The sequence below is a fragment of the Flavobacterium ajazii genome (genome assembly GCF_010614725.1).
GTDB classification, from domain to species: domain Bacteria; phylum Bacteroidota; class Bacteroidia; order Flavobacteriales; family Flavobacteriaceae; genus Flavobacterium; species Flavobacterium ajazii.
Genome location: NZ_JAAEHL010000003.1, coordinates 525,323 through 545,624, shown reverse-complemented (window position 1 = coordinate 545,624; position 20,302 = coordinate 525,323). Strand labels below are relative to the sequence as shown.

The window sequence follows — 20,302 nt, the reverse complement described above, 5'->3', positions numbered from 1 at the left end:
TAAATTTTTATATTATTGATAAAGATTCTCCTAATAAAAATGGAGCAATTTTATTCCGTATTTCGGGATAACAAATATGTGAACAAAATTCTGTAAAAAAAAATATTTTGCTTCTTAATTTTATAAAATAATGTTGTAAGGAGACTTTGAAATTTTAAAAAAAAATAATCTTTAAATAATGAAAAATCATCAAACCCAAGTGCGTGTTCGTTACTCAGAAACTGATCAAATGGGAGTCGTTTATCACGGAAATTATGTGCCATATTTTGAGATAGGACGTGTGGAATGGCTTAGAAATAAAGGGATTTCGTATAAAAGTATGGAAGAAAGCGGAATTGGACTTCCGATTGTTTCGATGCAAATAAATTATAAAAAATCTGCGCGTTATGATGAGCTTTTAACGATTCATACAACGTTCAAAAGTCAGTCGTCTGTCAAGATTGAATTTGACTGCGAAATTTATAATGAGGCAAATGAGTTATTAACAACTGCGGTGTTTATTTTAGTATTTATTTCGTTAAAAACGGGTCGCCCGACAGCTCCTCCTGATTATATTTTAGAATTGTTTAAAACGCTTGAATAATTGTTAAAATGAGATACCTTTTTATGTTAATTTAGATAATTTTAATATCGATTTCAAACATTAAATCAAAAATGTCGAATACTGATTCGGCATTTTTTTTTCGCGTTTTGGTAGTAATTTTGCCAATCGGAAGACCGGAATTTTCATTAATTTCCATTTCCTGAGAAGTAACATCCAGTTTCTTTTCTTTAATTACCCGCATTACTTTATTCATGTTTTTGTAATCAAAGGAGATTAAAAAATGGACATCAATTGTTTTTTCGACAACTTCACAAACTTCCAAGGTCATTTGAGCCGTTGTCCGATACGCAGCGATTAATCCGCCAACGCCTAATTTTACTCCACCAAAAATTCGTACGACAACAATTAAAATATTTGTTAAGCCAAAAGATTGTATCTGGCCATAAATTGGCGCTCCGGCTGTATTACTTGGTTCTCCGTCATCATTTGCCCGATAAGATATTTTTGGTGCAGTGCCAATTTGATAGGCATAACAATAATGAACGGCATGCGGATGCAGTTTCTTTAAGTTTTCAATAATGGGTTTTACTTCATCTTCTGTTTCTATTGGAAAAGCATAGCCAAAGAACTTGCTGCCCTTTTCCTTAAATAATACTTCTTCAGATTCAAAAGCAATAGTCTGATACGTGTCGTTATATTCCAAAGTGAAAATCTAAAGTATTTTTTTCTCAAATAAATCAACAACATCTTCCTGACCAACTTGTAAATTCCAGACATGGAATCCTAAAGAGGCTGCTGAATCTGTGTTTTCTTTTTTATCATCTACAAACAAAGTACGTTTAGGAGACAGTTCATGTTTGTTGATTAAGTACTGAAAAGCATTCGCATTCGGTTTTCGCATTCCAATTTCAAATGAAAAGTAAACTTTTTCAAAACACTGGTAAAAATCGCTGTAAAATGAAACGCCGCTTTTGTTTTCGAAAGTTTCAATATGAATGGAATCGGTATTGCTTAATAAAAACAGACGGTATTTTTTAGAAAGCATTTGCAGGAATTCTAATCTGTATAAAGGGAAATCGGCCAAAATAGCATTCCAGGCTTCCAGAATTTCTTCTGTTGATGCGTTTGGCAGCTGTTTTTGAAAACCGCCTATGAAATCTTCATGCGAAATATCGCCGGTTTCAAATAAAAGGTTCAGTCGGTCAAATTCGGCATTCCATTCTGTCATGCCTAATTTTTGTAATCCTGAAATAGTGGCTTGTTTGTCTAAATTGATAAATATATCGCCAAAGTCAAAAATTATAGTATCAATCATGATTTCTAACGTATGTTAATTCGTCGTTCTGAATGTAAGTTTTGGTCGCGTTTTTCTTTTGAATAACCGGGGCTTTTATTCCGTTTTTAAAAGAGGTTTTTCCTGTAAAAATCCGGGCCTCATCCCAAATGTCCTGGTCAATAAAAGTTTGTAAAGTTTGTGAACCGCCTTCAATAATAATGGACTGAATCTGATTTTGATATAAAACAGCCAAAATTTGCGGTATTATGTTTTGATTAAAATTGATTACTTCAAAGGTAGTGTTTTCTGCTGAAAGGTTTGTTTCGGATTTAGTAAAAACTATAGTTTTGATGCTGTTATCAAAAATAAAGCTGTCTTTTGGAATCCGGTTATTTTGATCTAAAATTACTCTCACAGGATTGTTCCCTGACCAGTCCCTGATATTTAATTTCGGATTATCATCAATTACGGTTTGGGTTCCGACTAAAATTGCCTGTTCTTTGCTTCTCCATTTATGAACCAATTGTCTGGAATAATGGTTGGTAATCCAAACCGGCTGACGTTCCTGACCTGTTTGTTTTTCAGGAGCCAGAAAACCGTCCAGAGTTTCTGCCCATTTTAAGATGATATAAGGTCTCTTTTTTTGATGAAAAGTAAAAAAGCGTTTGTTGAGCTCGTTGCATTCTTTTTCTAAAATGCCTGTTGTAACATTTGCTCCGGCAGCAATTAGTTTTTTGATTCCGTTTCCGGCTACTTTTTCGTTTGGATCTACAGTGCCCACAACGACATTCAGAATTTCGTTTGCAATAATTAAATCAGAGCAGGGAGGGGTTTTTCCAAAATGACTGCAAGGTTCTAAACTTACATAAATAGTAGCTTTTTTTAATAATGATTTGTCTTTTACAGACCGTACTGCATTGACTTCGGCATGAGGTTCTCCGGCTTTTTTGTGCCAGCCTTCGCCTATAATTTTGCCTTCGTAAACAATGACGCTTCCTACCATAGGATTTGGATATGTAGTTCCGAGACCGTTTTGGGCCAGTTCAATACAGCGTTTTATGTATTTTTCATGTATATTCACAGTACAAAAGTAGTCATTTTTGGGTTTTCAGTCGAATGTTAACAGGGGAGTTGTGAAAGAATCAGAAAAGTATGTTTATTTTTGTAAAGACAGAATGATTACAGAAAATGGAAGATTGGATTATAAGAGAAATTAAAAAAGAAGACAATCAGTCAGTTGCTCAATTAATAAGGTCGGTTTTTGATGAAATGGAGATTCCGAAAAAAGGAACTGCTTATGAAGATCCGTATTTAGATTTGATGTTTGAAGAATATAACAAGCCAAAGTCGGTTTATTTTGTGGTGGAGAAAGAAGGTAAAATAGTAGGTTGTTGCGGAATTGCACCTTTAGAAAATGGCGACCCGAAGATTTGTGAATTGCAGAAAATGTATTTTTTGCCAGAAACAAGAGGTTTGGGAATTGGTAATAAAATGATGGAAAAATGTTTGCAGCAAGCCAGAAATTTTGGTTTTGAAAAATGTTATATCGAAACGATGCCATTTATGCATGCCGCTCAAAAATTATATAAAAAATCTGGTTTCGAATATTTAGATGCCCCGTTAGGATGTACCGGACATACGTCCTGTCCAGTCTGGATGCTGAAAAAATTGTAAAATTTAGATTGTAACAAATTTAAGTTTGTAATACTTAATTTGTAGAAAAAGCTATTGATTAGCTGAAAAACGCCCCAAATACAAAATGAAAATCAAACAATACAGAACTCAGTTTATTCAAGAGCTTTCGCCTTTTTATGATGCGTATGAGGCCGAGAGTTTTTTTTATTTAATTTTAGAAAATAAGCATCAATTGCGTCAGATAGATTTAGCTTTAAATCACGAATTGTCATTTACAGAAGATGATTTTGAGGTTTGGGATTCTTTGGTGAGAGAATTAAAAAAAGAAGTCCCGATTCAGTATTTGTTAGGAAAAACAAGTTTTTACGGTCTGGATTTTGAAGTAAACGAAAACGTTTTGATTCCGAGACCTGAAACGGAAGAGTTAGTCGAGTGGATTATTAAAGAAAATAAGATTCTCGATAAAACTAAAAAGCTGAAAATTCTGGATATAGGAACAGGAAGTGGCTGCATAGCAGTTTCGCTTGCCAAAAATCTGCCTAACGCTGATGTTTTTGCTATGGATGTTTCGAAAAAAGCAATTGAAACCGCAAAAAGAAATGCTATAAACAATAATGTCAGGGTAACTTTTATGTATAAAAATGTTTTAGAACTGGAGCTTCTGAAATATGAATATGATATTATTGTTTCGAATCCGCCTTATGTACGCAATTTAGAAAAAGAAGAAATCAAAAAGAATGTGCTGGATTACGAACCACATTTGGCTCTTTTTGTGGATGATAATGATGCTCTGGTTTTTTACAGGAAAATTGCAGGTCTAGCTCAGAAAAGTCTATTAGAAAAAGGGCAGCTGTATTTTGAAATTAATCAGTATCTAGGGAAAGAAATGGTTGATTTACTGGAAAAAATGAATTTTAAAAATATCCATCTTCGAAAAGATATTTATGATAATGATCGAATGATAAAGGGGGAAATTTAGTGTGATTATGCAAAAGTATTTACGCACAGTTTGTCTCATTCATAGAAATCTATTGTTCATTTAAGACAAAATCTGAAATTCTGTAGATCTACTCATAACGCAATGCTTCGATCGGATCTAATTTTGAAGCTTTAATTGCGGGATATAAACCGGAAACAATGGCAACTGCAAAACTGGTTCCGAAGGCAATTAGTATGGCAAACCAAGGTATAACAAAAGCAAAACTCATTGCAGTGGCTATTCCAAAACCGATCAGCATTCCTAACATGATACCAATCAAACCTCCAATTTGACCAATCAGTAAAGTTTCAATAAAAAATTGAAATGCTACGGTAGATCTTTTGGCTCCTAAGGCTTTTCTAACGCCAATTTCACGTGTACGTTCTGTAACAGATACAATCATAATGTTCATCAAAGCAATAGATGATCCCAAAATAGTTATGACACTGATAATGGCTGAAGCCCAGTCTAAATACTGAGTAATTCCTAAGATTCTATTGATTAAATCGTCACTTCGGCCAACGCCAAAATTATTGTCACGAACAGGACTCAGTTTTCGGACTCTTCGCATGGTACTTATCGCATTGTCAACGGCCTCGTCTAAAAGTTCTTTTTTTGAAACCATCACACTCATCGTATAATTGATGTTTGGAGCAGTAAACAAGGATCGAGCTACCTGAATCGGAATTAAAACCCGCAAATCCTGACTGTTTCCGAAAGTAGAACCTTTTTCTTTTAAAACACCAATTACCTTAAAACGGGCACCTCTGATTGAAATAATTTTATCAATTGGATTGACGTCTTTCAATAAACCTTTTTCAAAATCAGAACCTACAACACAGGAATAAGTATTATTGTCAATATCAAACTGATTAAAGCTTCGGCCAAAATTGATTTCCAGACCGGAGTTGCCTATAAAATGTTCATCAACGCCAACAATAGTGATTTCCGGATCTGTTTTTTGGTCTAAATATTTGACTTCGGCTTTTGAAGTTGCGGTAAATGAAAGAGATGTTTCTGTAAAAGGATATTTGTATTTGTTTTTGAATGCAACTGCCTCTGGATACGAAATAATTGGGTTTATTATTTCGCGTTCATTTCCGCCACGGTTTCGAACGGTATTTTCGTATTGATTAATATTGAAAGTGTTAGCACCCATTGAAGCAAAATTGGTAGAAACTGTATTTTCAAGTGCTGTTACTACGGTTAAAATTCCAACCAAAGCGGTAATTCCGATAGCAATAATTAATACAGTAAGAATGGTTCGCAGAATTTGCGTTTTGATGGAACCAAATGCAATACGGATATTTTCTTTAAATAATTTTAGCATCATGACCAATTTGTCACGAAAATACGGTTTTTGTTACAAGTTTGTTTTTAAAGCCGTATTATTTATTTTAAAAAGTAAGATATTTGCAGTCGATTAGAATTAAGAGAAATCTAAAATTCTAAATAAATATAATTCAAAATAGATTTTTAAATGTTAGGTTTCAGAAAGCGAAGTCTAAAAGTCTAAAGATCTAAAATCTAATAATCTAAAAAGAATGGCTTCAAAACCAAGTATTCCAAAGGGAACCAGAGATTTTTCACCTGCCGAGGTGTCAAAACGTCAATATATTATTCAGACCATAAAAGCTAATTTCGAAAAATTTGGTTTTCAGCCAATCGAAACGCCTTCGTTTGAAAATTCAGATACCTTAATGGGGAAATATGGGGAAGAAGGAGATCGTCTGATTTTTAAAATATTAAACTCGGGTAATTTTTTCTACAATAAAAGTAAAATTGAATTGCCGGAGTCAATTGAAGAATTACAATTAAATTCTGCTGAGAAAATTAGTTTAGAGCAAAGAATTGAATTAAATAAATTTACAGGAAAAATTTCTGAAAAAGCGTTGCGTTACGATTTGACGGTTCCGTTTGCAAGATATGTGGTACAGCACCAAAGTGAAATTGAATTTCCTTTCAAAAGATATCAGATTCAGCCAGTTTGGAGAGCAGATAACCCGCAAAAAGGGCGTTTTAGAGAGTTTTTCCAATGTGACGCCGATGTCGTAGGTTCAAAATCACTTTGGCAGGAAGTTGAATTGGTACAGTTATACGATACTGTTTTTACATCTCTTGGATTAGAAGGTGTGACAATCAAAATCAACAACAGAAAAATATTATCTGGAATTGCCGAGGTAATTGGCGCTTCAGATAAATTAATCGATTTTACAGTTGCTCTTGATAAATTGGATAAAATCGGTGAAGACGGTGTTAAAAAAGAAATGATAGAAAAAGGAATTTCTGAGGAAGCGTTGGTAAAAGTACAGCCGCTTTTTAGTTTCTCAGGAACTTTTGCAGACAAAATAGCACAGCTTTCAGAATTATTGTCATCTTCTGAAGAAGGAATGAAAGGTGTTGAAGAACTGAAATTTATTTGCGACAATGTTGCTGAATTAGGACTTTCTACTGCGATTTTAGATTTAGATGTGACTTTGGCTCGTGGTCTAAATTATTATACAGGAGCAATTTTTGAAGTTGCAGCTCCAAAAACAGTTGCGATGGGTTCTATTGGAGGTGGCGGAAGATACGACGATTTGACTGGTATTTTTGGATTAAAAAATATGAGTGGTGTTGGAATATCTTTTGGATTGGATAGGATTTATCTGGTTTTAGAAGAACTGCAATTATTTCCTGAAACAGTTGCAGCGACTTCTAAAGCATTGTTTTTGAATTTCGGAAATAAAGAAGCTTTATACGCTTCGCAGGCAATTCAGAAATTGAGAAAAGAAAACATAAAAGTAGAGTTATATCCTGATAGTGTAAAAGTTGGTAAACAATTTCAATATGCTGATAAACGACTGATTCCGTTTGCTGTGTTGGTTGGTGATCAGGAAATAGCTTCAAATTCTTATACGCTTAAAAACTTAGTGACAGGAGAGCAGGTTTCTGTAGATTTTGAAGGATTGAAAAATGCTTTACAGGTATAATTAGATTTTTAATTCATGCAGATTCTGCAGATTAAAGCAGATTTAATTTGATTTTTAATGTTTAAGAAATCTGCCTAAATCTTTTTTTTAAATCTGTGGAAAATATTGAAAATAAACTTTACGGGGTTAATTGTTTGATAAATAGGTTTTTGCTTTTTATCTGTTAGATTTAAAGGGATTTCTTTTGAAATCTCTTTTTAAAATAGTTGCCAGAGAAGAAAAAAAACTTTTAATTTGCGGCCTTAAGTTACGGGCGTAGTTCAAGGGTAGAATAGCGGTCTCCAAAACCGTTGATGGGGGTTCGAATCCCTCCGCCCGTGCAATAAAAAGTTGAAAAGCTTTTGTAGATAAAAGGTAAAACATAAAAAAAAGCTTCGTCTTTCTATAAGGCGAAGCTTTTTTTAATATAAGGTAAACTTGAATTAATAATTATTTAGAGGCCGAAGCCAACCCTTAAATTCAATTTTGGTGGTAAATAATATGTTTTTAGATTTTGACTTCAAATATACTATAAACGATATCGTAATAGTCTTAAAATTATACTAAATTTTATCGCGCTGATTTTTAGTTTTTTAAATGTGTATAATTAATAAAGTGACAATTTGACATTTTGTAATATTTGGCAGTACTTTTGCAATCCAACACAAAGAAATAAAAAATGAAGTTTAAAAATATTTTTAAAAATAAAAGTAATATGACTACGGAAAATACAGAATTCGATCAGGAATTAGATGATGCAACGATAGAGACTAACGCTAATGGAGAGCAGTTAATTGTTGAAGAATTAAGTGTTGAAGAGCAGTTAGCTCAGGACTTAGCTAAAGAAAAAGATAAGTTTTTGAGATTATTTGCCGAATTTGAAAATTACAAAAAAAGAACTTCAAAAGAGCGTCTGGACTTATTTAAAACTGCCAATCAGGAAGTTTTATTGGCGATGCTTCCGGTTTTAGATGATTTTGACAGAGCAGCTGTAGAGATCAACAAATCTGATGATGAGAATTTGAAAAAGGGTGTTGAATTAATTCACGAAAAGTTTAAAAATACCTTGGTAGGTAAAGGTTTAGAACAGGTTGAAATTCAGGCCGGAGATGCTTTTAATGCTGATGTTGCAGAAGCTATTACTCAAATCCCGGCTCCATCTGACGATTTAAAAGGAAAAGTTGTTGATGTTATTGAAAAAGGATACAAATTAGGAGACAAAATTATTCGTTTCCCTAAAGTTGTTGTTGGAAACTAAAAATGCAATAAGAATTTCAAGTGCATTTTTTGGATTTTGGAATTTTTAAGATTTGGAACTTAATCTAACTTATGAAAAAAGATTTTTACGAAATACTGGGCATTTCAAAAAATGCTGATGCTGCCGAAATTAAAAAAGCATACAGAAAAAGTGCTTTAAAATACCATCCTGATAAAAATCCAGGCGACAAAGAGGCAGAAGAAAACTTCAAACTGGCAGCTGAAGCTTATGAAGTTTTAAGTGATCCGCAGAAAAAAGCTAAATACGATCAGTACGGTCATCAGGCATTTGATGGTTCCGGAGGATTTGGCGGTGGTCACGGAGGTATGAACATGGATGATATTTTCAGCCAGTTTGGTGATATTTTTGGTGGCGGATTTGGTGGTTTCGGAGGCGGAGGCGGAGGTCCTCGTCGTGCGAAAGGAAGCAATCTTCGAATTAAAGTTAAACTTAATTTAGAAGAGATTGCAAATGGAGTTGAGAAAAAAGTAAAAGTAAAACGTAAAGTTCAGGCAAAAGGCGTAACATATAAAACTTGTACGACTTGTAACGGTCAGGGACAGGTAATGCGTGTAACCAATACTATTTTAGGAAGAATGCAGTCTGCATCGACTTGTCCTTCTTGTGGCGGTTCTGGTCAGATTTTAGATAAAAAACCTTCTGAAGCAGATGCACAGGGAATGGTTGTGGAAGATGAAACTGTATCAATCAAAATTCCTGCAGGAGTTGTTGACGGAATGCAGCTGAAAGTTTCTAACAAAGGTAATGATGCCCCAGGAAACAGTATTCCAGGTGATTTAATTGTCGTTATTGAAGAAATTGAGCATGAATTCCTTAAACGTGAAGGTGAAAACATTCATTATGATTTATATATCAGTTTCCCTGAAGCAGTTCTCGGAGCGTCAAAAGATATTGAAGCCATCAACGGAAAAGTACGTATCAAGTTAGAAGAAGGAATCCAGTCAGGAAAAATCTTAAGATTAAAAGGAAAAGGAATCCCAAGTATCAACGGTTACGGAAGCGGAGACTTATTGGTTCACGTAAATGTATGGACTCCAAAAACATTGAACAAAGAACAAAAACAGTTCTTTGAAAATGCTTTAAATGACGAACATTTTGTTCCAAGTCCGGAAAAATCAGAGAAATCATTCTTTGAAAAAGTAAAAGATATGTTCTCATAATCTTACTTTTTTAAAAGGTTTAAATAAATTCAAAACCCATTCTAATGTAAATCAGAATGGGTTTTTTGCGTAATAGTACACATTTTCGTTTCGAATTATTTACTTTTACAGTCGCTTACGCCAGAATTGGTAAAGTGACGCAGAAAATCTAAAAAATAGCATGAGCAACTTACTCGAAGTACATAAAGTCGTAAAACAATATGGCGATTATGTAGCGCTTAACGAAGTTTCATTAAATGTGCCTAAAGGCAGTATATATGGACTTTTAGGTCCGAATGGAGCCGGAAAAACCTCCCTTATCAGAATTATAAACCAAATTACGATGCCTGACAGCGGCGAAGTAATTTTGGATGGTCAAAAATTGCAGCCAAAGCATGTACAGGCAATTGGTTATCTTCCGGAAGAAAGAGGACTGTACAGTTCGATGAAAGTAGGGGAGCAATGTTTGTATCTGGCTCAGATGAAAGGTCTTTCTAAAGCTGAAGCCAAAAAACAATTAGATTATTGGTTTGACAGATTAGGAATTCAGGGCTGGTGGAACAAAAAAATTCAGGAACTTTCTAAAGGAATGGCACAGAAAATACAGTTTGTCGTTTGTGTTTTGCATAAACCAAAATTACTGATTTTAGATGAACCCTTTTCTGGATTTGATCCTGTAAATGCAAATGTAATTAAAGACGAGATTTTAGCTTTAAAAGAACATGGTTCAACGATTATTTTTTCAACTCACAGAATGGAAAGCGTTGAAGAAATGTGTGAACATATTGCTTTAATTCATAAATCAAATAAACTGATAGAAGGAAAAGTAAGTGATGTTAAGCGTCAGTTTAAAACCAATAGTTTTGAAGTTGGAATTTTAACTAACAATGTTGAAGGATTAATGTACGATATTACTCAGAAGTTTACCGTTTCTCCAGCCAGCTTTAAATCGCTAAATGATGATTTAAAGTTAAATATCCAGATTGGAAATGCTTCGCCAAACGAGTTATTGCATGTTCTGACACAACGCGGACAAGTAACCCATTTCGTAGAGAAAATTCCAAGCGTGCATGATATTTTTATTAAAACGGTAACTGGTTCCTCGAACTAACTTAGACATCTTAGATATTCGATTATTAGACTAAAGCTAAGAATCGAATGTCTGAAAATCTAAGTCAGTCCAAAAATCTAATAATCTAAATAAATGAGTATTATTTCATTAATTATAAAAAGAGAATTTATTGCCAAAGTCCGCAATAAATCTTTTGTTGTCATGACTTTTTTGAGCCCGCTTTTGTTTGTGGCTATAGCTGTTTTTATTGGCTATTTGAGTTCGATGAAAGCAGAAACGAAAAGAATTGTGATTCATGACGAAACCGGACTTTTTGCCTCTGATTTTTTAAAAGAAAATAAAAAAGACGCCGAATTTAAATATCTGAATTTATCTGAAATTGATGTAAAAGCTTTAAAAGACAGCATTACAAAAGAAAATTTCAGCGGATTAATTGTTATTCCGAAAACGAAAAACATAAAAGATTTAGAAAGTAAAATCGAGTTTATTTCGAATAACAGCCCGAGTATTTCTTTTGTTGAAAACACTCAGGATTTAATTGCTTCAAAAATTACAAAGCTAAATCTTGAAGAAGCAAGATTAGATACTTTAGCAATCCAGAAAGCGCAGTCAGATGTGAATATTCATTTAGTTAAAGCTTCCGGAGAAGAAAGTCTGAAAGGTTTAAATGAGATAAAAATTGCAATTGGAGGTGCATTTGGCTATTTGATTATGATGTTTATTATCATTTATGGAAATATGGTAATGAGAAGTGTAATCGAAGAAAAAACAAATAGAATTATCGAGATTATTATTTCATCAGTAAAACCATTTCAGTTAATGATTGGTAAAATTGTTGGGACTTCGCTCGCAGGAATTTTACAGTTTGTGATTTGGGCAATAATTGGGTTAGGATTAATGTTTGCAGCTTCTGCATTCTTTGGAGTAAATGTAGGGTCTGCTTCCAGAATCCCGCCTGTTTTGATGCAGTCAGTAGGGCATAATTTTTCTGAAATGATGCAAATTGGACTTAATGAAGCATGGAATCTGCCGATTGCCAGTATTTTAATCGGTTTTATAATTTATTTTATTGGTGGTTATTTCTTGTATAGTTCTTTTTATGCGGCCATTGGGGCAGCAGTTGATAATCAAACAGACTCTCAGCAATTTTTACTTCCAATTTTAATGCCTCTAATTTTGAGTGTTTACATTGGATTCTTTACAGTAGTAAACGACCCTCATGGAAGTGTTGCGGTTATCTTTTCAATGATTCCGTTAACCTCGCCAATTGTCATGTTAATGCGTATTCCTTTTGGTGTGCCTTGGTGGCAAATTGCAATTTCGGTATCATTATTGTTTACAACCTTTTTCTTTGTTGTATGGTTCGCTGCCAAAATTTACCGAGTGGGTATTTTGATGTACGGCAAAAAACCAACCTGGAAAGAATTGTATAAATGGCTTAAATATTAATTTTTGAAGTTGCTAAGGTACTAAGTTACTGAGATGCTAAGATTTTTTTTAGCTTCTTTTCGAAAAACCTGAGAACCTTAGTAACTTAGAATCTCAGAACCTTAAAAAATATGAGTAAAATACTAATTATCGAAGACGAAGCAGCGATCAGAAGAGTTTTGGTAAAAATATTATCAGAAGAAAATGATTCGTATCAGGTTGATGAAGCGGAAGACGGAGTTGCGGGACTTGAAAAAATAAAAAACAACGACTATGATTTGGTTTTGTGTGATATCAAAATGCCAAAAATGGATGGTGTTGAGGTTTTAGAAGAAGTAAAAAAGATAAAACCAGAAATTCCGATGGTGATGATTTCGGGTCACGGTGATATGGAAACGGCAATTCAGACCATGCGTTTAGGAGCTTTTGATTATATCTCAAAACCACCAGATTTGAATCGTTTATTAAATACCGTTCGAAATGCTTTGGACAAAAAACAATTAGTAGTTGAAAATAAAATCCTGAAGAAAAAAGTCAGCAAAAACTACGAAATGATTGGTGATAGCGAATCAATTAATCATATAAAAATAATGATTGATAAAGTTGCTCCAACAGAAGCGAGGGTTTTAATTACAGGTCCAAACGGGACTGGAAAAGAATTAGTAGCGCATCAATTGCATGAAAAAAGCGAGCGTGCTGGTTTTCCGTTAATCGAGGTAAACTGTGCTGCGATTCCAAGCGAATTGATTGAAAGCGAATTGTTCGGACACGTAAAAGGTGCTTTTACATCGGCTGTGAAAGACCGTGCCGGAAAGTTCGAAGCTGCAGATAAAGGAACTATTTTTCTGGATGAAATTGGGGATATGAGTCTTTCGGCGCAAGCCAAAGTTTTACGTGCTTTGCAGGAAAGTATGATTACGAGAGTTGGTGCGGATAAAGATATTAAAGTTGATGTTCGTGTTGTTGCAGCGACAAATAAAGATTTAAAAACAGAAATTGCAGAAGGTCGTTTTCGTGAAGATTTATACCATCGTCTGGCCGTAATTTTAATAAAGGTTCCACCATTGAATGAAAGACGTGATGATATTCCTGCTTTGATTTTGCATTTTACAGAAAAAATAGCTTCAGAACAAGGAAATACGGCTAAGTCATTTTCGGCGCAAGCCATAAAGTTATTGCAAGAATACGATTGGACAGGAAATATTCGTGAACTTCGAAATGTGGTTGAAAGACTAATTATTTTAGGTGGGAATGAAATTTCGGAAACAGACGTAAAAATGTTTGCGAGCAAATAAAATTAATTTAATGATTTAAAAATTTAAAGATTTAAGGATTTTGGCCTGAGCTGTAATTTTTCAATTTTTCAATTTTTCAATCTTTTAATCACTAAGAATGAAGCTAAAAAAAATAAACGAAAGATTACAAGACGGGTTGATTGAAAATGGTCTGACAGAAGCCAATGCTTTGCAGATGGAAACTTTTTCGACTATAAAAAGTGGAGCCGACTGTGTGATTATTTCACCAAAAGGAAGTGGAAAAACGACGACAATTGTATTGAATGTTATTCAGCAATTGGCTGGTAAAAATGAAGAATCTCCTCGCGCTTTGATTGTTGTTGAAGACAAAGAAAAGGTTCTGGCAATGGAAGAGCTTTTCGAAAAATACGGAAAATATACCAATCTTGAAGTTTACGGTGTTCACGATAAAGGAGATATGGATTATGACAAAAACTATGTTTCTACCGGAATCGATGTTTTAATTGGAACACCAACCAAATTAAACGATATGTTCAGTACAGCGGGTTACAATGTAAATCGTCTCAAAATGTTTATTTTGGATGATGCTGATCCAATTTTGAAATTACGTCATGATCCAAAAATTACACGTATTTCTAATAGTATTGCCAAAGTGCAACGAATTATATTTTCTGAAACTCTGACAGAACGTATTGAAATTTTGGCAGACAAAATCATGATAGAGCCATATTTGTTTGATATGGATGAAGATGGAGAAGAGCTAGATGAAGATGAAGACGATATTGAAGAAGAATAAATAAAAAGTGAAACCAATCCCGTTTTCAGTTTTAACCAATTGAAAATCGGGATTTTTTATATCATATGGAGATTTTAAAAACATTTAAATTTTTAGGGATAGTACTTTTGTGCTTTTTCTTAGTTATATATGTTTTAATTATTTCCTATGTATATTTTAATCAGGTTGGAATGGTTTTTCATAATTCAAAACTACCCAAAGATTATAAATTTGATTATCAGCAGAAATTTGAAGAAGTAAATATTGCTTCTTTTGACGGAGCTATTTTGAATGGATTATTGTTTAAAGCAGAGAAATCAAAAGGTCTTGTTTTTTACCTTCACGGAAATGCCGGAACACTCGAAACATGGGGGAAAATTGCAAAAATATATACTTCATTAGGTTATGATATTTTTATTTTAGATTACAGAAGTTTTGGTAAAAGTGATGGTGAAATCGAAAATGAAGACCAATTAAGTAAAGATATTTCTATCGTATATAAGAAAGTGACTGAGAAATATTCTCAGAATAAAATCATTATTGCAGGATATTCAATTGGTTCTGGTTTTGCGGCTAAATTGGCTTTAGAAAATAATCCGAAAGCTTTGATTCTTCAGGCTCCCTATTACAATTTTCTGGAATTGTCCAGTTCGAGAGTGCCTTTTTTTCCTGACTTTATGAAGAAGTTTAGTTTAGAAACAAATCTACATCTTCCAAAAGTAAAAAGCCCTATTTATATTTTTCATGGAATTGACGATCAGTTGATTCCAATCGATAATTCAATCCGATTAAAAAAGTTGTTGAAATCAAATGTCTGTTTTTATCCGCTGAAAAATCAAGAACATATCGGTGTAAATGAAAATGAAGATTTTCAGGAACAATTAAAAATAATTTTAGAATAATAAAGTAAAATAATAATAAAAATAAATGTCATGGGATTAATGAAGGCGTTTTCAGGAAGTGAAGTATTAGCAATTGCTTTGCAGGAAAGATTAGAAGAAGCAGGTGTAGAAACCGTAAAAAAAGATAATATTCAGTCAGCGCGTTTAGGAGGTTTTGGCGGGACAGATCTGGCTGTTGAAATTTTCATTCAGGAAACAGATTTTGCAAAGGCAAATCCGGTAATTGAAAAGTTTAGAATGAGTATTTAAAAAAGTTTTCAATCTTAGTAATCTATTCAACTTGAAAAACTAAGGACTAACAACTAATGAACTAAAAAAATAATGCAATACAAAATGTTAGTGCTCGACATGGATGACACCTTGTTGACAGACGATCACAGAATTTCAGATTTAAATAAAAAAGTGCTTCTTGAAGCTCAGTCAAAAGGTGTTTACGTTGTTTTAGCTTCAGGACGCCCAACGTCTGCTATGACTGCGTATGCGAAAGAACTGGAGTTGGATATAAACGATTCGTATATGATTTCGTTTAACGGAGCAATAATAAGTCGGGTAAAAGACGATTTGGTTTTGTTTGAGCAAAAGTTAACTGTAGAACAAATTCATGCGTTATACGATTATAGTGTAAAGAAGGACGCACATATTATCACGTATTTGGATGATCAAATCATTAGCGAAACGGATTCAGAATTTATTGAAGTCGAAAAAGAAATTACCGGAATGGCACATCAGAAAGTTTTGAGTTTTAAAGATTATGTAGACCGACCTGCAGTTAAGTGTATTTTGCTGCAAGATCCCGCTTATTTAAAAACGTTAGAACAAGATTTAATTGATGCTATGCCACATTTAAGTGTTTCAATGTCTAAACCTTTTTTCCTTGAGGCTGCTCAACAGGGAATTGATAAAGCGGCTAGTTTGAAATTTTTGGCAGGTAAGTTAGGAATTCATCAAAGTGAAATTATTGCTGTTGGAAACGCAGGAAACGACTTAACAATGATTGAATACGCCGGATTAGGAGTCTGGGTTGATAACGTAACACCAGAATTGCGTGACAAAGCTGATTTAATTGTAGCTTCAAATAATGATGATGGTGTTGCTGAGGTGGTACAGCGTTATATTTTGAATTAATTTTTTAGAATAATAATCCAATAAAAAAATCCCAATTTTAAAAATGTCTTTAAAATTGGGATTTTAATTTTTATGATATTTAATCTTTTTTAGAAATATTATTTTTTAGCTACAGAAACGAAATATTTATTTCCGTCACCCATAGTTAATTTTACACGCTCATCGCAAAGATCGATTGCAAAATTTTCGCTTTCGTAACAGCTGCAGGTTGTGTTTTTGTCTTTAGACATTTCAGTTTTGCAATTGTTGTTTTTAAAAGTTGATAATTGTGGAGTATATAAACTTACCAAATCAGTAGAAGCAGTAACTAGTGAAATAATACTTGCCGAATTGGTATTCGTAATTCTGTACACAATTCTGTCTGTGAAATTAACTTCGTTAACAACGACTTTTCTAATGTATGTGTAAGCAGTAGATCCATCTCCAGGTTCTTTTACTTCAAATTTAAATCCGACAGCACGAATGGCAATATCAAACTTTTGTTGAGAATTAAAACTGGCCCACGTTGTAAGTGTGCTGATTGTTGGAAACGGATTTGGAGTAGCAGCTGAGGTATTTGTCTGAGCCTGTACATTAAAAATTGTTAAGAACATTAAGCAGATTGTGGGGAAAAATGCTTTCATATAGTTTTAAGTTTTTAAAAAACGCCTACTCTAATTTGGTTTTCGGCTTTCCCATTGTGTTAGTGAGTTGAAATTTTAACGCTATTAACCAAATAATAGTGTGGTTCAGATTTAATTTTTTTTAATCAAATTTCGATGCGTGAATTTAGTTTTAATATTATTGTTAACAAAGAAAAATGTAAGAAAAAATTAAATTTAAAGTTAATTTTATGTATTTGGTCGGATTTATTTACTTTTTGTCGATGTTTTCCTTCATTTTTGAATTTCTTTTAAACTTAATTTAAACTTGAGAAATTCGATAAGTTTTGTCTTGCTATAATTTTCGGCAATTGTTTTTTATGGCAAAATAAATGTTTGTTTAGGTCAAGCAATTGATTTATAATGCATTATTGATTTTCTTTTAAAGAAATTTGTGTGTAAATTTGCAAACTCTTCAAATGAGGATGTAAATATAATAATCTTACTACTGAAAACGTAGTGTATTCCTATGGAAAATAGAAAAAAAGTTGCTTTTTATACACTTGGCTGTAAACTGAATTTTTCAGAGACCTCTACAATTGCCAGAAATTTTAATGATGAAGGTTTTGACAGAGTAGATTTTGAAGAAGTAGCAGACATATATGTTATCAATACCTGTTCTGTAACAGAAAATGCAGATAAGCAGTTTAAGCAGGTGGTAAAAAAAGCAATGAAACTTAATGATAAGGCTTTTGTTGCAGCGGTTGGCTGTTATGCGCAATTAAAACCAGAAGAACTGGCAGCTGTTGATGGCGTTGATTTGGTTTTGGGCGCCACAGAAAAATTCAAAATCACTGATTACATTCATGATTTGAGCAAAAATGACATGGGTGAGGTTCACTCATGCGAAATTGCTGAAGCCGATTTTTACGTTGGCAGTTATTCTATTGGTGACAGAACACGTGCTTTTCTGAAAGTTCAGGATGGCTGTGATTATAAATGTACCTACTGTACAATTCCTTTGGCCAGAGGAATTTCAAGAAGTGATGCTTTAGAAAATGTATTAAAAAATGCCAAAGAAATTTCTGCCCAGGACATCAAAGAAATTGTTCTGACCGGAGTAAATATTGGAGATTACGGAAAAGGGGAGTTCGGAAATAAAAAACACGAACATACTTTTCTGGATTTGGTTCAGGCTTTAGATAAAGTCGAAGGAATTGAACGTTTGCGAATTTCATCTATTGAGCCTAATTTACTGAAAAACGAAACTATCGAATTCGTTTCAAAAAGCCGAACTTTTGTCCCTCATTTCCATATTCCGCTACAGTCGGGAAGTAATGATATCTTGAAATTAATGAAACGTCGTTATTTACGCGAAGTTTATACTGATCGTGTAAACAAAATTCGTGAAGTAATGCCACATGCCTGTATTGGTGTTGATGTTATTGTTGGCTTTCCGGGAGAAACAGATGAGCATTTTTTAGAAACGTATCATTTTTTAAATGAAATGGATATTTCGTATTTGCATGTTTTTACCTATTCTGAAAGAGATAATACGGAAGCGGCAGATATGTCTGGTGTTGTTCCTGCCAATGTAAGAGCGAAACGTAGCAAGATGCTGAGAGGTTTGTCTGTTAAAAAACGTCGTGCTTTTTATGAAAGTCAGTTAGGAACCAACAGAACTGTTTTGTTTGAAGGTGAAAATAAGGAAGGCTACATTCATGGTTTCACCGAAAACTACGTAAAAGTAAAAACACCGTGGAATCCAGAATTGGTTAATACTTTACACGAAATTAATTTGACCAAAATTGATGAAGACGGAAGTGTTCGTCTGGAATTTTTAAATAAATTAACTGAAGCTTAATTCATAAATATTGTCATTTCGGCATAAACACAAAAAAGGCCTTTATAATAAGGCCTTTTTTGTGTTTATAAATCTTATTTGTTGTTTTCTTTTTCTTCCGAAACGAGCTTTAGCGAATTAATATAATCCGAATCAAATTCAATAACTCGTATTTTGTCAGGATTAAAGCTCAGTTCGCCACCAAAAGAACCTCTGATATCTAAAAAATCAATAGTCAGAATTTCTTCGTTTACTTCAATAAGTTTTCCTAAATAAACCGATTTAGGGGATTTTTTTACAATCTGAAAAATACCATATTTATTACTGATGTAATTCAGAATTGTACTCAGATCCTTAATCAGGATAATATCTTCTGCGTTTGTTTTTAATCCTTTCAGGCGAATCACTTTTTCGTTGAATACCAGTTCTTCATCTCTTTCGATTGCTTCAATGTTTTTGTTTTTCAAAATCACAAAACCATCAAGTATAAAATCAATTGGATTGTTTTTAAGTAAAATCCAGTCATCGGAATAATCAATCAGAAATCCGGTAAATATTTCTTTTTTATCTGTAAATGCAATTGAAACCAATTGTCTTAAATATTGTTCCATTTTGTTCGTTTTTAAATTCTAAAAATCAGTTTCAAATTTCAATTTAAGTTAAACAAAAGAATTGGAATTTGGAATTTTTGCGATTGGAATTTAGATTTTAAATTAAGGATTTGTTGACCAGATACTGCTGTTTTTAATAAATACTCTGCGATTAAGTTTTAGCTGAGCAATAATCAATTCTGCAATATCTTCAGACTGCATCACTTTTTCAGGATTGCCGTCGGTTAAATTTAACTCTTTTGCCATATCAGTTGCTACGGTACTTGGCGTTAAGGCTGTAACACGAATATTATGTTTTCTGAGTTCCTGCATTAAAGAATCGGTTAATCCCAGAACAGCAAATTTAGAGGCGCTGTATGCACTCGTTAACGCATTTCCGTTTAATCCGGCTGTAGATGAAATATTGATGATATCACCGGTTTGTCTTTCAATCATATTAGGCAGAACGGCGCGTGTTGTGTAATACGTTCCCATTAGGTTTACCTGAATAATTTTCTCCCATTCGGCAGGTTCTAATTCAAGAAATTTACCAAAAGAAGCAATTCCGGCGTTGTTGATTAATATATCTATGGTTTTAAATTTGTCCAAAGCTTTTTCAACAGCAGTATTTATGGAGTTTATATCAGACACATCAGCTGTTAATGCTAATGATTTGACGCCATAATTTTCAATTTCAATAGCCAGTTGATCAACATCAAATTGTGTTCTCGAAACCAAAACTACGTTTACGCCTTCTTTTGCAAGGGCAATCGCAATAGCTTTTCCAATTCCTTTTCCAGCTCCTGTAATCAGTGCGTTTTTATTTTTTAAATCAGTCATGTTTTTATTTTTTAGAAATGCAAAAAGCATCGGTTCAGTAGTACAAAAATACAGTTTTTGCTTACCAAAAAGATGCTTTTTAATTTT

Annotated in this window: 21 protein-coding genes and 1 tRNA gene; 15 read left to right on the top strand and 7 right to left on the bottom strand. The window is 33.4% G+C overall.

Annotation, left to right across the window (positions count from 1 at the left end; genetic code table 11):
- The first annotated feature begins 178 nt into the window (after positions 1 to 178).
- On the top strand, positions 179 to 583 hold the full coding sequence (locus GWR14_RS07840) for an acyl-CoA thioesterase (RefSeq protein ID WP_163394513.1): 405 nt from the start codon (positions 179 to 181) through the stop codon (positions 581 to 583).
- A gap of 31 nt (positions 584 to 614) precedes the next feature.
- On the opposite strand, the gene GWR14_RS07835 is transcribed toward GWR14_RS07840, so the two are convergent.
- Genes GWR14_RS07835 through ribD form a run of 3 tightly spaced genes read right to left on the bottom strand, consistent with a single transcriptional unit; the run spans position 615 to position 2,901 of the window.
- Positions 615 to 1,247 (bottom strand): IMPACT family protein, encoded by a 633-nt coding sequence (locus tag GWR14_RS07835; RefSeq protein WP_163408468.1) that lies wholly within the window; start codon positions 1,245 to 1,247, stop codon positions 615 to 617.
- A gap of 9 nt (positions 1,248 to 1,256) precedes the next feature.
- A complete protein-coding gene (locus tag GWR14_RS07830) occupies positions 1,257 to 1,859 on the bottom strand; it encodes an HAD family hydrolase (RefSeq protein ID WP_163408467.1) in 603 nt (200 codons plus the stop codon).
- Entirely contained in the window at positions 1,852 to 2,901 is a 1,050-nt protein-coding gene (ribD, locus tag GWR14_RS07825; protein ID WP_163408466.1) for a bifunctional diaminohydroxyphosphoribosylaminopyrimidine deaminase/5-amino-6-(5-phosphoribosylamino)uracil reductase RibD, read from the bottom strand. Before ribD ends, GWR14_RS07830 begins: the two co-directional genes overlap by 8 nt.
- A gap of 107 nt (positions 2,902 to 3,008) precedes the next feature.
- Between ribD and GWR14_RS07820 the strand changes: the two genes are divergently transcribed.
- Both GWR14_RS07820 and prmC read left to right on the top strand, forming a co-directional pair.
- Positions 3,009 to 3,494 (top strand): GNAT family N-acetyltransferase, encoded by a 486-nt coding sequence (locus GWR14_RS07820; protein WP_163408465.1) that lies wholly within the window; start codon positions 3,009 to 3,011, stop codon positions 3,492 to 3,494.
- 85 nt (positions 3,495 to 3,579) lie between these two features.
- Positions 3,580 to 4,434 carry a peptide chain release factor N(5)-glutamine methyltransferase gene (gene prmC, locus GWR14_RS07815; RefSeq protein WP_163408464.1) on the top strand — a complete coding sequence of 285 codons (855 nt, stop codon included), beginning with the start codon at positions 3,580 to 3,582 and terminating at the stop codon, positions 4,432 to 4,434.
- Between the two features lie 88 nt (positions 4,435 to 4,522).
- On the opposite strand, the gene GWR14_RS07810 is transcribed toward prmC, so the two are convergent.
- Complete coding sequence (locus tag GWR14_RS07810) at positions 4,523 to 5,767, bottom strand: ABC transporter permease (protein ID WP_163408463.1); 1,245 nt, start codon at positions 5,765 to 5,767, stop codon at positions 4,523 to 4,525.
- 211 nt (positions 5,768 to 5,978) lie between these two features.
- On the opposite strand from GWR14_RS07810, the gene hisS reads away from it, so the two are divergent.
- The 11 genes from hisS to GWR14_RS07755 all read left to right on the top strand — a co-directional run bounded on the left by hisS (position 5,979) and on the right by GWR14_RS07755 (position 16,361).
- On the top strand, positions 5,979 to 7,406 hold the full coding sequence (gene hisS / locus GWR14_RS07805) for a histidine--tRNA ligase (RefSeq protein ID WP_163408462.1): 1,428 nt from the start codon (positions 5,979 to 5,981) through the stop codon (positions 7,404 to 7,406).
- Positions 7,407 to 7,655: 249 nt separating this feature from the next.
- A tRNA-Trp gene (locus GWR14_RS07800) sits at positions 7,656 to 7,726 on the top strand.
- Positions 7,727 to 8,064: 338 nt separating this feature from the next.
- Positions 8,065 to 8,643, top strand: coding sequence for a nucleotide exchange factor GrpE (locus tag GWR14_RS07795; protein ID WP_163408461.1), 579 nt, complete (start codon positions 8,065 to 8,067; stop codon positions 8,641 to 8,643).
- A 71-nt stretch (positions 8,644 to 8,714) separates the two neighbouring features.
- Entirely contained in the window at positions 8,715 to 9,824 is a 1,110-nt protein-coding gene (gene dnaJ, locus GWR14_RS07790; RefSeq protein ID WP_163408460.1) for a molecular chaperone DnaJ, read from the top strand.
- A 160-nt stretch (positions 9,825 to 9,984) separates the two neighbouring features.
- Positions 9,985 to 10,914, top strand: coding sequence for an ABC transporter ATP-binding protein (locus GWR14_RS07785; protein ID WP_163408459.1), 930 nt, complete (start codon positions 9,985 to 9,987; stop codon positions 10,912 to 10,914).
- Positions 10,915 to 11,007: 93 nt separating this feature from the next.
- Positions 11,008 to 12,324 carry an ABC transporter permease gene (locus GWR14_RS07780; RefSeq protein WP_163408458.1) on the top strand — a complete coding sequence of 439 codons (1,317 nt, stop codon included), beginning with the start codon at positions 11,008 to 11,010 and terminating at the stop codon, positions 12,322 to 12,324.
- Positions 12,325 to 12,434: 110 nt separating this feature from the next.
- On the top strand, positions 12,435 to 13,598 hold the full coding sequence (locus GWR14_RS07775) for a sigma-54-dependent transcriptional regulator (RefSeq protein ID WP_163408457.1): 1,164 nt from the start codon (positions 12,435 to 12,437) through the stop codon (positions 13,596 to 13,598).
- Positions 13,599 to 13,695: 97 nt separating this feature from the next.
- Positions 13,696 to 14,355, top strand: coding sequence for a DEAD/DEAH box helicase (locus GWR14_RS07770; RefSeq protein WP_163408456.1), 660 nt, complete (start codon positions 13,696 to 13,698; stop codon positions 14,353 to 14,355).
- Positions 14,356 to 14,525: 170 nt separating this feature from the next.
- A complete protein-coding gene (locus tag GWR14_RS07765) occupies positions 14,526 to 15,236 on the top strand; it encodes an alpha/beta hydrolase (RefSeq protein WP_246236302.1) in 711 nt (236 codons plus the stop codon).
- Positions 15,237 to 15,266: 30 nt separating this feature from the next.
- A complete protein-coding gene (locus GWR14_RS07760; RefSeq protein WP_031456168.1) occupies positions 15,267 to 15,485 on the top strand; it encodes a putative signal transducing protein in 219 nt (72 codons plus the stop codon).
- Positions 15,486 to 15,557: 72 nt separating this feature from the next.
- Positions 15,558 to 16,361: a Cof-type HAD-IIB family hydrolase gene (locus GWR14_RS07755; RefSeq protein ID WP_163408454.1), complete on the top strand. Its 804-nt coding sequence runs from the start codon at positions 15,558 to 15,560 to the stop codon at positions 16,359 to 16,361.
- A gap of 98 nt (positions 16,362 to 16,459) precedes the next feature.
- Here the strand turns inward: GWR14_RS07755 and GWR14_RS07750 are convergent, their stop codons facing one another.
- Positions 16,460 to 16,984: a hypothetical protein gene (locus GWR14_RS07750; protein ID WP_163408453.1), complete on the bottom strand. Its 525-nt coding sequence runs from the start codon at positions 16,982 to 16,984 to the stop codon at positions 16,460 to 16,462.
- A gap of 487 nt (positions 16,985 to 17,471) precedes the next feature.
- Here GWR14_RS07750 and mtaB point away from each other — a divergent pair, with 487 nt between their 5' ends.
- A complete protein-coding gene (gene mtaB / locus GWR14_RS07745; RefSeq protein ID WP_163408452.1) occupies positions 17,472 to 18,806 on the top strand; it encodes a tRNA (N(6)-L-threonylcarbamoyladenosine(37)-C(2))-methylthiotransferase MtaB in 1,335 nt (444 codons plus the stop codon).
- A 74-nt stretch (positions 18,807 to 18,880) separates the two neighbouring features.
- On the opposite strand, the gene GWR14_RS07740 is transcribed toward mtaB, so the two are convergent.
- Together GWR14_RS07740 and GWR14_RS07735 are read right to left on the bottom strand one after the other, a co-directional pair.
- A complete protein-coding gene (locus tag GWR14_RS07740; RefSeq protein ID WP_163408451.1) occupies positions 18,881 to 19,396 on the bottom strand; it encodes a hypothetical protein in 516 nt (171 codons plus the stop codon).
- Positions 19,397 to 19,498: 102 nt separating this feature from the next.
- On the bottom strand, positions 19,499 to 20,215 hold the full coding sequence (locus tag GWR14_RS07735; protein ID WP_163408450.1) for a 3-ketoacyl-ACP reductase: 717 nt from the start codon (positions 20,213 to 20,215) through the stop codon (positions 19,499 to 19,501).
- Positions 20,216 to 20,302 lie beyond the last annotated feature (87 nt).

What these genes read in the sequence shown, in the direction of transcription:
- GWR14_RS07840 (WP_163394513.1), top strand. Translation starts at nt 179, where the DNA reads ATGAAAAATCATCAAACCCAAGTGCGTGTTCGTTACTCAGAAACTGAT.
- GWR14_RS07830 (WP_163408467.1), bottom strand. Translation starts at nt 1,859, where the DNA reads ATGATTGATACTATAATTTTTGACTTTGGCGATATATTTATCAATTTA.
- GWR14_RS07820 (WP_163408465.1), top strand. Translation starts at nt 3,009, where the DNA reads ATGGAAGATTGGATTATAAGAGAAATTAAAAAAGAAGACAATCAGTCA.
- prmC (WP_163408464.1), top strand. Translation starts at nt 3,580, where the DNA reads ATGAAAATCAAACAATACAGAACTCAGTTTATTCAAGAGCTTTCGCCT.
- GWR14_RS07810 (WP_163408463.1), bottom strand. Translation starts at nt 5,767, where the DNA reads ATGATGCTAAAATTATTTAAAGAAAATATCCGTATTGCATTTGGTTCC.
- hisS (WP_163408462.1), top strand. Translation starts at nt 5,979, where the DNA reads ATGGCTTCAAAACCAAGTATTCCAAAGGGAACCAGAGATTTTTCACCT.
- GWR14_RS07795 (WP_163408461.1), top strand. Translation starts at nt 8,065, where the DNA reads ATGAAGTTTAAAAATATTTTTAAAAATAAAAGTAATATGACTACGGAA.
- dnaJ (WP_163408460.1), top strand. Translation starts at nt 8,715, where the DNA reads ATGAAAAAAGATTTTTACGAAATACTGGGCATTTCAAAAAATGCTGAT.
- GWR14_RS07785 (WP_163408459.1), top strand. Translation starts at nt 9,985, where the DNA reads ATGAGCAACTTACTCGAAGTACATAAAGTCGTAAAACAATATGGCGAT.
- GWR14_RS07780 (WP_163408458.1), top strand. Translation starts at nt 11,008, where the DNA reads ATGAGTATTATTTCATTAATTATAAAAAGAGAATTTATTGCCAAAGTC.
- GWR14_RS07775 (WP_163408457.1), top strand. Translation starts at nt 12,435, where the DNA reads ATGAGTAAAATACTAATTATCGAAGACGAAGCAGCGATCAGAAGAGTT.
- GWR14_RS07770 (WP_163408456.1), top strand. Translation starts at nt 13,696, where the DNA reads ATGAAGCTAAAAAAAATAAACGAAAGATTACAAGACGGGTTGATTGAA.
- GWR14_RS07765 (WP_246236302.1), top strand. Translation starts at nt 14,526, where the DNA reads ATGGTTTTTCATAATTCAAAACTACCCAAAGATTATAAATTTGATTAT.
- GWR14_RS07760 (WP_031456168.1), top strand. Translation starts at nt 15,267, where the DNA reads ATGGGATTAATGAAGGCGTTTTCAGGAAGTGAAGTATTAGCAATTGCT.
- GWR14_RS07755 (WP_163408454.1), top strand. Translation starts at nt 15,558, where the DNA reads ATGCAATACAAAATGTTAGTGCTCGACATGGATGACACCTTGTTGACA.
- GWR14_RS07750 (WP_163408453.1), bottom strand. Translation starts at nt 16,984, where the DNA reads ATGAAAGCATTTTTCCCCACAATCTGCTTAATGTTCTTAACAATTTTT.
- mtaB (WP_163408452.1), top strand. Translation starts at nt 17,472, where the DNA reads ATGGAAAATAGAAAAAAAGTTGCTTTTTATACACTTGGCTGTAAACTG.
- GWR14_RS07740 (WP_163408451.1), bottom strand. Translation starts at nt 19,396, where the DNA reads ATGGAACAATATTTAAGACAATTGGTTTCAATTGCATTTACAGATAAA.
- GWR14_RS07735 (WP_163408450.1), bottom strand. Translation starts at nt 20,215, where the DNA reads ATGACTGATTTAAAAAATAAAAACGCACTGATTACAGGAGCTGGAAAA.